We start from the raw sequence: 12,433 nt of genomic DNA, 5'->3' as shown, positions 1-12,433 counted from the left end.
TTAAAATAATAACAAAAACAAAAAAAAGGAGAAAAGAAATGAAATTGAAAGTTCCTGATGGTAAGTTAAGAAAGATTGGTTTGGGGATAGGGTTAAACAGGACTGAATTTAAACTAATCCTGTTTATTGCCCTGTCGGTATTTGCTGCATTTTATGCCCCGTCTAAGGCAAATGCCAAAGTAATCGTTTTAAAAGCCGAGAAAAAAGCTAAGAAAGTGAAAAGGACGCCTTTTACAGTATCGAAGATTAAAAAGAGGGCTATCGAGGCAACAAAATCGCCTATGAACTCCTTCGAGACGATATTAAATCAAGCGCCTTCCATACACGCAAGTACCAGCGGTCCTAATAATATCCGTTCGCGCGTCGAATTAAGGGGCTTTGGCACAGGCGAGGTTGCACAGACCTTTGACGGCGTGCCGATTAACAACATGTTTGACGGCGATTCTTCCAATTATATGGATGTTAGGAACAACGTTCCGTTTACGCTCGGCGATATTTCCGGGGTCGGGATTTATTACGGCGTGAATAATCCAAGTATTGATTCCTTTGACTCCCTTGGCGGCACGATAAACTATGAACCATTGATGCCGACCAGCAAATTTTACGCCAAGATATTCGGAGGCTACGGTTCTTTTGCCACAAGGACTTACGGTTTTGCTTTGAATACAGGCAAGCTCTGGGAAGGAATCAGAATGTATTTGAAGGTATCAAGAGACGACGCGAACAACTGGTATGACGGTTCAGCTTACCCCAACAGGCTCCATTCATATTATATGTCCCTTATTAAGCCGTATAATAACAACAGATCGCATATTTCGTTCATATTTATGAGAAATGACGATTACGCAAACGACCCGCACCTCGTTCCCGTACCGCTGCTTGATCAGTTCGGCTATAGCTGGGGATGGCCGACTTCCGTCGAAAATGCGCAGGCTTACAATCAGGAGTATTACGCCATACTTGGTTGGAAGGCTTATATAAACAGAGATCTTACCTTTGACAATAAGAGTTTTTACTTTAATGAAAATATGGCAAAAAATCTTTATGTAAACCCGGCATGCCATACAAGTGCCGCCAGCGCTGGAATCAGCACGGCGTCATGCGATATACCTTCGAGCATTTATATTAACGGCGTGCAGCCTTATTCTTTAAGTTTCGGAAGTGGAAACTGGTCGTTAACGCCTGTTCCCACCGCTACTTATAATCCAGACCCGCAGTTTCTTGACGGTCAAAATAGCGCTACGGCAATTGCAAACGGCTTTACTCCCGGATTTGCTTACGGAACAGATAACCATTATAAAGCCGTGAATGTAAGCCAGTTCGGCGATATTCCCTCGGTTACCGTTAGATTTCCGAGAAATGTGCTTACGCTCGGCGGACAATTCCTTTTCGGAAGATATCACAAAATAGAGTCGTTTTACGGAGAAAGTTACGGGCCTGTCGCGCCTTTTTACAATATTGCCGATAATGAACACGGTACGGAGAATATGGATGCGGTCTATGCGCAAGACAGGGTGGACATTATTCCCGATAAGTTATTTATCGAGCCTGGCGTTAAATATCAAATAGTGGATATGAGCGTTGCAACAAACGAAACATGGCCGTCCCTTTATCCGTACGGCGGGACGGTATCGGATACATTTACCGAAATAGAACCCACGATTGGTTTAAGCTATAATCTACTTCCAAACTGGAATTTTTACGCAACTTACGGAAGGACGATGAAAGCTCCAAATTATACCGCTTACGAATCCGTGCTGACTTCTTATAACGGAACTAACTTTACCACATCTTTAAGCGGAATAAAGCCCGAATATGTTACCGATTACGAACTTGGAACGAGGTACAGATTAGATAATCTCGAACTTTCGGCAAATGTGTATAAAGAAGACTTTTCCAATACATTCGGTACATATTTAAATACCGCAACGGAAGTTACCTATGAGACAAACGGCGGCAGGTCGCGGTATGAGGGTTTACAGCTTGAGGGACAATATGATTTTAACCGCCATCTGAATGTTTTTGCAAACTATTCGTTAAATACCGGAAAGTTTACTTCTACCTATTCAGGTCCGGCAGGAAATGTTTTACCGGGTGAAAATGTTCCGTTTATACCGAGGCATCTTGCAAATATCGGCGTTGACGAAAACTATTATAATATAGACGCAAGGTTGTGGGGGACATACACGGGCGAGCAGTTCGTAGAAGACATAAACGGAAATCCTACAAGCGCGTTCCACCTTGGCGGTTACTGGCTGTTTAATTTAAATCTTAGCCGTTATTTCAACTTTAAAAAAATGGGCATATTAAAAGAAGCCGGCCTTAAAGGTATGAAACTCAGCTTATCCATTGACAATATTTTAAACAGACAGTATCTTACCGGCGCAATCCCGGGATTTGTCAGCACATACCCAAATTCAAACGCCATTTATGCTGAATATTTGCCCGGAATGCCAAGATTTTACTATGTGACGACATCATTTAAATTTTAAGCTTAAGATCTAAATTATTTGATGTTTTTAAACATGATAATATTTTAAATAAATAAACAATATTACGTTGCTGATATGTATATTAATATTATAATGTTAAACAATGGACCAGCATATAACTATTTCCAAGGTTTACCGGGCATTCCGAGGTTCTTTATGCTTAACGCATCGGTAAAGTTTTAACTTTAATAAATAATAAATAATTAAGTCTTTTGCTTTATCTTTCTCCTCTCTTCTCAAAGTTAAAGCAAGTATGTGCGGAAAGTTTTAAAAGATTTTCCGCACGTATTTTTTTAGAAACGTAAATTAAAAAGTCTTGCTGTCAGATTTATTTAAATTTGGTGTTTAAACTTTAAAAATAAATAAATAAGTTGATATTTTCTTTCCTTCATCCGTTTTTCAAATCATTTTAGAAATAATATATAAAATTCAAAAAATGTAATAATTTTGTAACAAAATTTAACATTATTTAACGAAAATTTCATAAAGGTGTAACATTTATTTGATAAGATATTATCAAATCTAGTTTTTTTTAAATCAGGTTCAACTGAACGAATTAAAGTAATTAAAATAATTTAATGTTTTTATTTTTATAGATTATAAAGCGCATTTGAATTTAAGCCATTACTTTAATTTTAAAAATATCGGAATTTTAAAAAACGCCCAATTTAAAGGCGTAAAAGTTTAGTTAAGCGTTGATAACATCCTTAACAGAAATTATAACGCATGGGGTTATATAGGATATAATTCTATACCAGGCAATTCTAATTATACCTATGAAACCGTTATGCCCGGTCTCCCAAGGTTCTTTATGCTTAACGCATCAGTGAAGTTTTAAATTTTGATTATATAAATTTTTAATTGATAACAATTATAAACTTTTGCTTTATCTTTCTCCTCTCTTCTCAAAGTTAAAGCAAGTATGTGCGGAAAGTTTTAAAAGATTTTCCGCACGTATTTTTTTAGAAACGTAAATTAATAAATTAAGATGCGGAGTATATTTATGAAACTTACTTCAAAGCGAAATATTAAATCTAAAATTTTTATTATAATACCTGTTATAAGTATTTTAATAATATTTTTGTTTGGACATGCGGAAAGTTCTTCGGCGGCTAACCTCATCCCGAATCACAATATACCGAGCGTATTTCTTCAACATATTCCGGTTAAAATAACAAAGGAAAATATTAAGGAATATACACATAAACTTCCGACTGGCCGTTTAATAAGTCCGGTCGGATTATTAAGCGCGACGGAAAATTTTCCGACTAACGTAAAAATTTATAAAAATTATGTTGTAGTCCTTACAAACCCTTCAAAAAAGATTCAAAAAATTGAGCTATACAATAGAAAGAGTTTAAAGCCGCTTGCGGTACTGGAAGCATTTGAAGGCGAGTCTAATTTGCCGTATTTGGGTCCTATAGTCCAGTATGCCAAAAAATCTAATATTAAAGAAAATAAAGGTTATGCGACGTCGCTGATATATGCGGACAGTATTGCGCGCGTTCCGAATTCTACTATACCTACTACAATTATTAGAAATCAAAGTTTTTTTCAAGGTCTTGTCGTAAACAAAAACGGAACTATTTACGCGGCAGGTGGCGTTTCCGGAAATATTTTAGCGGTTAAATACATTAACGGCAGGCTTAAAGCTGTGAGAAGCTACCGACTTAAATGGCAGCAATTTCCAAAAAACCAGTACCCCTATGAGTATCAGGGGCACGAAAATATCAAACCTTATTTTTTTTTATCCGGATTACGTTATTTTATCTGATAACCAAAAATATATTTATGCAACGGGTTTGCTTTCAAACTCTATCGCAAAAATAAACTTAAAAACGGGCGTCATAAAATACGCAAACGCGGGACCGTATCCTTTTGCCGTAAGTCAGGCTGATAACGGAAAAAGGTTAATCGTAAGCGACTGGGGCGGCGACGAAGTAAGGTTATTCACCCCGTCACTTAAATATTTAGGGAAAATATCCTTCGATAATAATCCGATGCCGTCATCGGGAATGCATCCGACGGCTATAGCTTCGGTTTCAGGCACTCCTATATCGTTAATCGCCGCATCTAACAACGACAGGATATTTGTAGTAGATACCAAAAGTCTTAAAGTCGTCAAAATTATTCACATAAGCCCTTATAAACATGCTCCATACGGAAGTTACCCCGACGGAATAACCATAAGCGGCAAATATTTTTTTGTAGCCAATGCAGGCAATAACGACGTAGAAGCATTTAATTTGTCGGATTATAAACCCATAGGTCTAATTCAGACAGCATGGTATCCGACGTCGCTTACTTCTTCCGGCAAATCAATTTATATTACCGACGCTAAAGGTTTGAGCGCGGGACCTAACTTGGAATATCAATGGATATGCAGTTTTATGCACGGAGCCGTTCAAAAAGTGGGCATAAAGTATTTTTTTAAAAATAAAAGCTATTTAACGCATTTAGCGTTAAAAGACGACGGATTTACGCTTAAACAAAGGGCGGCAAGAAAAGCAAAAGAAGAAGCGGAAATAAAATTCCTAAGAAAACATATCAAACATATAGTATTTATTCTGCGCGAAAACAAAACCTTCGACGAAGATTTGGGAGATTACGCCAGAGCAGGTAAATGGGCTGATCCGCATCTCGATTTGTATAATAAAAAAGAGCTTCCCAATCTATACAAACTTGCTAATAAATATGCGCTGTTCGTAAATTTTTACGCAGACGGCGAGGTAACCGCTCAAGGTCATGAATGGACGACTGGAGCATCCGATTCTGATTACGTTCAGAGGGTATGGCCGGAAAATTATTCCGGCAGGGGACTAAGATATCCTCAAAGCAGAACTTTATTAAAGCCTGCGATACCGGACAAAGACGATACTTTTTTAAATCCGGCATATATAGGAAATAGGCTTATGAAAAAATTACATGTTCATTTGACTAATATCTGGATTTCATATCCGTATAAATTGTATCTGTTCAACGATATGTTGTCTCATCATATAAGTTTTGCCGATTTTGGCGAATTTGTAGCGCATACCCGCATTAATGGAGTAAACAGGCAGATGGAAGCTCACGTCGTATCCGAATATCCGGGTTGGAACAGGGATATATTGGACACGACGAGGGCTAAAATTTTTATAAAATGGGCTAAAAAAAGACTAAAAGAAAATAAGTTTCCCGATTTTACTTATATCTGGCTGCCGGACGATCATACGGCAGGATTAGCCCCCTGCTATTATACGCCTCAGTATTATGTGGCTAATAATGATGAAGCGACAGGTAAAATAATATCTTTTCTATCGCGCTCTAAAATATGGAAAAATACTCTCGTATTTTTAACGGAAGACGATGCGCAATCCGGAGCAGACCATATTTCAGCGCACAGAACTTTTGCGCTCATGATGGGACCGTATGTTAAAAAAGGCGCATTGATAAAGCAGAGATATTCGCAGGTTTCGATAGTAAAAACTATAGAGGCGATATTTAATCTTCCGCCTATGAGCCAGTGGGACGCCAATGCCAAAGTTATAATAAACGGTTTTACTAGCAAACAGGATAACGGCAGGCCATATAAATTTTTAAAAATTACGGTAAAAAAGAGATTGAACCCGGGCGTTTGTTCCCAGGTGCAAAAACTCAGGTTAAAATTAGGCGCAAAACTTCCTAAAAAATATGTTCCCGTAAATTTTAGCGGAAATAATCCAGTTGTTAAAATAAGCCGCAAAAACCTATATACACCGACTACTCTTTTAAAAGTCGACGGTTATCAGCAGTTTAAGCAGGAATGGCTCGGAGTAAAAGGGGTTAAATCGTTTCATAAAGTCGTAGCCTATATAAAAACGCTTGCAGAAAAAGAAAAAGCTCCGGTAGCGCATTTTATCGGATTAGGTAAATAAAATAAATAAAACAATAATGTAACGATTATGTAACAAATTTTAACATAATTTAATACAAATGTAATAATCCCGTAACATTCATTTAGTAAAATATAAATATAAGTTTACTTCCTCCTCACAAAAGTTGGTAAACTACTCCTCCTGAAAATTAGGAGTTTATTCAGGAGGAGTCTATTAATAAATAAAGTAATACAATATGGAGATTTAATTTTATGAATAAAAATTTTCGATTATTTTTTTATAGTTTTTTATGCTTAATATCTGTGTATATTATCTTTTCATCCGCAATCGGAGCTTATGCCGCATCGAGCGTAAAATGGCAGAAAAATTACAATAAAGCAGTTAATTTTTTAAAAAATAAAAAATATAATTCCGCTTTGGAATACGCGAAAAAGGCTTTGACAGAAAATAAAAATCCATATACTTACGAACTTGCGGCTAATATACTTCAGTTTAAAAAGCAATATGAAGCCAGCACCGGTTATTATAAAAAATCGATTATTTCCGTATTAAAGTCAAAAAACTTTAAGAATCCGAATAAATTTTTATCGTCCGTAAAAAACGGGATTGCCCTTAATTATTTATTAAGCGGTAATAAAGCTTTAAAAACAAAAAGAATTAACTATTCAATAAATCAATACAAAAAAGGATTAAGTTATGCATCGGACAAAAAACTAGTTGATTTTTTGACTTTAAATCTTGCGATGAGTTACGAAAACAGCAACCCTGCGCACTTAAAAAGAGCAATATATTATGCAAATAAAATAATACAAAAGAATCCAAAAAATTATTATGCATTTTTTTTAAAAGGAAGAGCCGAATACGGTTTGAAAGAATTCAACAGTTCTTTGAAAGACCTTATGCACGCGAAAAAATTAAATCCGGGAAATAAAATGATAATTGAAGCTATTAATGTAGATAAAAAAGCAATTATTTATAAAAAGGACGAAGAAATTAAAAATATTAAAAAAAGTACAGGAAATCTTTTTAAATAATACGCTAAACAAATAATCTTAAAAATAAAAATTATGGAAAACGTAATTAAAGAATTTCCCGATAAAAATACAAGATTAAAATATTCGTTTTTTATAGCAATAATTCTTGAAGTAATTTTTTTGCTGTTAATAGCGGAAGTTTCAATTATGATTAAGAATTATATGAAACCCGTTAAGCGGGTAAAGCCGCTGCTTATTTCCGTAATCAGCGTGCCGAAAAAAAAGAAAGCGGTCGTTCATCACAAAAAAAAGGTCGTTCCTGTCAAGAAGATAAAGAAAGTCGTATATAAAAAACCGATAATTAAAAAAGTTGAAAGAGTAGTAAGGGCGGTAAAACAGATAAAGGTAAATCAAATTCCGGTAACGTCGCCTATGGCGGCGGTTAATCCTGTTATACAACAGCCGGCAGTTTATCATGTTCAAACGAAAATACCTGCAAGCATATTAGATAAATACTTTGCGGAAATAAAATCAAAAATAGTAAATAATTTAATCTATCCCACGTATGCGAGAAAAGAAGGTATGGAAGGATACGTAAATGTATTGTTCAAAATTTTAAAAAACGGAAACTTGGTTTTTGAGAAGATCGAAAAAGGGTCGCAATACGGTACTTTAAATACTTCGGCAGTTAAAACCATAAAAATATCCTCGCCGTTTCCTTCTTTTCCAAAAGGCATAAAAAGAAATTCGCTGACTTTTTTAATAAAAATACATTTTAAATTAAAACGGCGGTAACAGGTAACAGGCGTAAAGCAAGGCAAGATTTTTTTACAACGACAATTTTAAATATTTTCAAATAACTTATAAATTAAAGGAGGGTTTAAATAATGAACATAATTCACACCATCGGAATACTTTTTGACGGCGGTCCGCTTATGTATGTTATGCTGGTTTTGCTTTTAGTCGCTATTACGGTAATTGTAGAAAGATTTTATTTTTTGCACAGCGTACTTAAAACAGGTTCGTCTTTTAGCGAAGAAATCAAAAGTATTTTAAAAACGGATAACGGACTTAAAAAAGCAAAAGAATACTGCGATGAACATCCCGGAATATATTCTTCCCTTCTTTCAGTAGGTTTAAATAACCTGTGCCTCTCAAAAGACGAAAGGGACGAAGTCCTTACTGAAGAAGCAATGAGGCATACAAAAGAGATGGAAAGATATATGTGGGTTTTGGACACGTTAATAACTATGGCGCCACTCTTAGGACTTCTTGGAACAATAATTGGGATTATGATTTCGTTTAACGTGATAAGCAAGACAGGCGTGTCTCATCCTACCGCAATTACCGGAGGAGTTGCATTAGCCCTTTTAAATACGGCTGCAGGTTTAGTTATAGCAATACTTTGTTTAGGATTTTTTAATTATTTTCAGAGCAAAATTATTTCAATAAAAAAACAGATGGAATACGTCGTATTGCAATTCGAAAATTTTATAAGCAAAAACGACTTAAAGGACAATAACAGTTTTGGTTCTAATCAAAAAAGAATTCAGTTTGAAAATAAAAACGTTAAAATAGCGGCTAATGAATCCGCATTAAGTTAGGCAAATAAAAATTTATAATCCTAATAGCTTATTATAATTAACGTTAGGGAGGAATGCGATAAGCACAAAATATGAAACTAATAAACGAACAGGAAACTAAAAAAGCCAGAATAGAGTTGATACCTATGATAGATACTATGTTTTTTCTTTTAATATTTTTTATATTCGTGACTCTTTCCATGGTTCATCAGAAAGGATTAAACGTTAATCTTCCTAAGTCTTCGCAGGGTTCGACGGTTAAATTGCATAATTATACTATTACTTTAAAGAAAAACGGCGGCGTTTACCTTAACAAAGAAAGAACGACGTTAGGAGGCCTACCGGCTTTATTGAAGCAAAGAGTCGCTAATAAAAAAGATTTAATTATTATAAACGGCGATAAAAAAATTTATTTAAAAAGGGTGGTGAAAACAATCGATATTATAAAAAAAGATGGTTTTTTAAGAGTTTCTATAGCCGTAAATCCCGTGAAGTAATTAATGTTATTTTAATTTAAAATGTTATTTATATAAAATTTTGTCTTTATCTCCAGTCCCCCTATCGGAAATAAGGATGTTTGTGCGGAAAGGCGAAACTTTTCCGCACAAATCTTTTTTTGAAATGAGAAGATGCCGTAAAATATATAAATGTAAAAATAATGATTTTAAGGAGGCTAATTAATGAACAGAAGAGATTTTGTAAAAATGACTGGATTAAGTCTTTTATCGGGGTTATTTTTGAACGGCATTAATCTTAAAAAAGCGGATGCCGCCATAGATAATACTTCAAACGCCGCATTAAATAAATATAAAAAACCGGAGCACGTAGTATTAATAATGCAGGAAAACAGAAGTTTCGACCACTATTTCGGAATGATGAACGACACCGTAAACGGACAGCCTGCAAGAGTAAGGGAACTTGGAATAACCGACGGAATGGGCGGAAGCGTAAAACCTTACGATTTAGGTTTTAGTTACGTAACGCCGGATCATGTTGACCCGAATCATACTTGGGATGCTCTACATACTATATATAATAACGGTAAAATGGACGGATATTTCTTAAACGGAATTAATCAGCCCGTCAACGACTACAGGGTTATTATGGGTTACTACGATACGAAAAAAGCCCTTTCGCCTTATTATTACTATGCTACGAATTATACGCTATGTCAGAACTATTTTCATTCTATTATGGGTCCTACCCAGCCTAACAGGCTTTATCAGATAGCAGGACAGTCGAACGGGCACATAACCGATGCTCCGCCGAGAAAACCATACGAGTTTCCGACGATTTTTAACAGGCTCGAAAAAGCCAAGATTTCTTGGAAAATATACGTGCAGGGCTGGCCTAATCCACATAAATACGTTCATCACTGGGTGCCGGTGATATGGTTTGAAAGTTTCAAAAGAGATAAAAACTTATGGAATAAAATAAGACCCGCCGAAGAATATTTTGAGGATATAAAAAAAGGGACGCTTCCTAAGTTCAGCTGGCTCGTACCGGATTTTGCTCATTCCGAGCATCCGCCGGCAAACGTTAAAACCGGAATGTTATATACGGTAAAAAGAATTGAAGCTTTAAGAAAAAGCCCTTTATTTTCAAAATCGGCTATATTTTTAAACTGGGACGAATGCGGCGGCTTTTACGACCATGTAGTGCCGCCCATAGTAGATTATTACGGTCTCGGAATGAGAGTAGGCTGTATAATTATTTCGCCGTTCGTCAAAAAAGGTTACGTTTCAAATATAAGGCACGAACACGCCTCCGTTCTTAAATACGTCGAAAATCTGTGGGGGATAGACCCTTTAACCGACAGAGATAGATATGCTGACGGTTTCGATGATGCATTTAATATTTAAAATGTTACAAAAATTTAACATAAACGTCACAAAATTGTAACATTAGTTTGATAGAATTTTAATTAATAATAAAATTAAGGTTGTTTATTCAATTTAATTTAAGAGGAGGAATTATTAATGGAATCTGCTAAAGATTTAAGGAATAACCTGCTTAATAAGGTTGACGACATCGACCTTGTAAGGCATCATTTCAGGACGATGTTTACGGCCGGAATGGGTTTTTTTACGGATGCTTACGACCTTTTCATAATCGGGGTCGTTATTGCTCTGCTTACTCCGATATGGCACTTAACGACGCCGGAAATTGCGCTGCTGGGAAGTTCGTCTTTAATTGCTGCGGCGCTTGGAGCATATATTTTTGGAAGGGTTTCGGATATTTTCGGCAGAAAAGCTATTTACGGCTTGGAAGTTTTAATCTTAACGATAGGCGCGATAGGTTCCGCTTTTTCACAGGATATTACCCAGCTTATAATATGGAGGATAGTTTTAGGTATCGGAATCGGCGGCGACTATCCGATAAGCGCGATAATAATGAGCGAATATTCAAACAGGAAAGACAGGGGAAAATTAGTCTCCATGGTTTTTTCTCTTCAAGGAATAGGATTGGTAGTCGGTCCTATGGTGGCTATTCTTATTATAATGCTCGGAGTACCGCACGATACGGCATGGAGAATATTGCTCGGCTTAGGCGCTATACCTGCCGCAAGCGTAATATACTTAAGAAGAAAGATTAAAGAGACGCCGTATTACAGTCTTGACGCAAAAGGAGACGTTTCGGGAACGGTTGCCGCTATTAACGACATAACAGGTTCTAAAATAGTGGCCGCCGAACCAAAAAAATCCGAAAACGAAAACGGCGTCAAATTAAAGACAAAATGGACGGATATGTTTACCTATCCTAATAATTTAAGGCTTCTCGGAACGGCGGGTTCTTGGTTTTTGTTGGACTGGGCTTTTTACGGAAATTCTATAAGTTTGCCGCTCGTTATGAAATCTATTATGCCTCACGGCAGTTTTATCCAAGGCCTTGCTTTATCGACGATAGTTTTTGTAGTTTTTGCGGCGCCGTTTTACTGGATAGCGGCATTCAGCATGGATAAATTAGGAAGGAAATTTATACAGACCGTCGGATTTATCGGTATGGCGGTTGCCTATCTTATCATTTCCTTTACGAGTTTCGGCGGATATGAACTTATCCCCGCTATGTTTATGCTGGTATTCGGCATGAGTTACATATTTACCGAATTTGGACCAAACGTAACGACCTTCGTTTATCCGTCGGAAGTATTCCCGACTCCCATAAGAGGGTTAGGCGACGGCATTTCGGCAGGAAGCGGAAAATTCGGCGCATTTCTTGGTACGCTCTTGTTTCCGTTCTTAATGGTCGCTTTTAAAGTCAAAGGAACATTCTTGATACTTGCTGTAATTGCGATTTTAGGCGCTATACTTACCACCTTTGCTTTGCCTGAGACTAAAGAAATGTCTTTAAGAGAAGTCGGACAAGAAGACAAATACATAGAAGACGACAAAATATCGGTTGCGGCATCAGCGGCGACGCATAAAGCTTAATTTTAAATTTTATATGATATAATAAAAATATATCGCAAAAAAATGATTAAAATTTCGTTTAACTTAAACGACTGATGCAATGAAATATTCAAAAGC

General features: G+C 36.3%; 9 protein-coding genes. All 9 read left to right on the top strand.

The features are described from left to right. Nucleotides 1-38 precede the first annotated feature (38 nt). Nucleotides 39-2,492, top strand: coding sequence for a TonB-dependent receptor (locus EVJ48_09700; GenBank protein RZV37002.1), 2,454 nt, complete (start codon nucleotides 39-41; stop codon nucleotides 2,490-2,492). Between the two features lie 1,003 nt (nucleotides 2,493-3,495). Continuing rightward, nucleotides 3,496-4,266, top strand: a complete 771-nt coding sequence (locus tag EVJ48_09695) for a hypothetical protein (GenBank protein RZV37001.1) — start codon at nucleotides 3,496-3,498, stop codon at nucleotides 4,264-4,266. Further along, nucleotides 4,199-6,388, top strand: coding sequence for a quinoprotein amine dehydrogenase, beta chain-like protein (locus tag EVJ48_09690; GenBank protein RZV37000.1), 2,190 nt, complete (start codon nucleotides 4,199-4,201; stop codon nucleotides 6,386-6,388). The genes EVJ48_09695 and EVJ48_09690 overlap by 68 nt, the downstream gene beginning before the upstream one ends. A 212-nt stretch (nucleotides 6,389-6,600) precedes the next feature. Next, a complete protein-coding gene (locus EVJ48_09685; protein RZV36999.1) occupies nucleotides 6,601-7,383 on the top strand; it encodes a hypothetical protein in 783 nt (260 codons plus the stop codon). Nucleotides 7,384-7,416: 33 nt separating this feature from the next. Beyond that, nucleotides 7,417-8,118 carry an energy transducer TonB gene (locus EVJ48_09680; GenBank protein ID RZV36998.1) on the top strand — a complete coding sequence of 234 codons (702 nt, stop codon included), beginning with the start codon at nucleotides 7,417-7,419 and terminating at the stop codon, nucleotides 8,116-8,118. A gap of 92 nt (nucleotides 8,119-8,210) precedes the next feature. After that, entirely contained in the window at nucleotides 8,211-8,927 is a 717-nt protein-coding gene (locus EVJ48_09675) for a MotA/TolQ/ExbB proton channel family protein (protein ID RZV36997.1), read from the top strand. A gap of 71 nt (nucleotides 8,928-8,998) precedes the next feature. Further along, nucleotides 8,999-9,403, top strand: coding sequence for a biopolymer transporter ExbD (locus EVJ48_09670; GenBank protein RZV36996.1), 405 nt, complete (start codon nucleotides 8,999-9,001; stop codon nucleotides 9,401-9,403). 183 nt (nucleotides 9,404-9,586) lie between these two features. Further along, entirely contained in the window at nucleotides 9,587-10,768 is a 1,182-nt protein-coding gene (locus tag EVJ48_09665) for a hypothetical protein (protein RZV36995.1), read from the top strand. Nucleotides 10,769-10,885: 117 nt separating this feature from the next. After that, nucleotides 10,886-12,337: an MFS transporter gene (locus EVJ48_09660; GenBank protein RZV36994.1), complete on the top strand. Its 1,452-nt coding sequence runs from the start codon at nucleotides 10,886-10,888 to the stop codon at nucleotides 12,335-12,337. The last annotated feature ends 96 nt before the right edge of the window (nucleotides 12,338-12,433 follow it).

The sequence above is a fragment of the Candidatus Acidulodesulfobacterium acidiphilum genome, assembly GCA_008534395.1.
Classification (GTDB): Bacteria; SZUA-79; SZUA-79; order Acidulodesulfobacterales; family Acidulodesulfobacteraceae; genus Acidulodesulfobacterium_A; species Acidulodesulfobacterium_A acidiphilum.
This window is presented reverse-complemented; position numbering and strand designations above follow the sequence as displayed.